The organism is Bradyrhizobium sp. 14AA (assembly GCF_054185205.1).
In genome coordinates this window covers 1-501 of the sequence record NZ_JAVAYM010000110.1, presented here as the reverse complement: position 1 = coordinate 501, position 501 = coordinate 1, and the positions used below count along the sequence as shown (strand labels likewise).

Here is a 501-nt window from a genome sequence, read left to right as displayed (position 1 = left end):
GTCATCCTGGTCAACGCCATTCGCGACATACCGGCCGAGCTTGACGAAGCCGCGTTGATGGACGGCGCCAGCCGCACGCAGATCCTGTTGCGCATCCTGGCGCCGGTCTGCCGTCCCGCCATCGTCACCAGCCTGATCTTTGGTTTCATCACGGCCTGGAACGAATTCCTGTTCGGACTGATGCTCACCACCTCGAAAGCCGTCCCGATCACCGTCGGCGCCTCCTTCTTCTTCGCCGCCAGCGGCGGCGGCGTGCAATGGGGCGTGGCCTCCGCCGTCATGGTCGTCGGTGCGCTGCCGCCGGTGCTGCTCGGCCTGGTTATGTACCGGCAGATCAGCGGCTCGATGACCGCCGGCGCCGTCAAGGGCTGAGACGGCGGTCGACGGTGTTGTCGCACCATGCGGATCGCTGACCGGCCGGTCTCACCCGGCGCTTACCGTCAGCTCGACGCGGTCGGCCGAGAAACGGGTCTGCGAATACTGGATCGGCCTGCCGTCGCC

General features: G+C 66.9%; 1 protein-coding gene. It reads left to right on the top strand.

Annotation, left to right across the window (positions count from 1 at the left end):
- The coding region (locus RAD15_RS43545) for a carbohydrate ABC transporter permease (RefSeq protein ID WP_458184820.1) at nt 1-372 on the top strand (372 nt) is incomplete at its 5' end.
- Nucleotides 373-501: the final 129 nt, after the last annotated feature.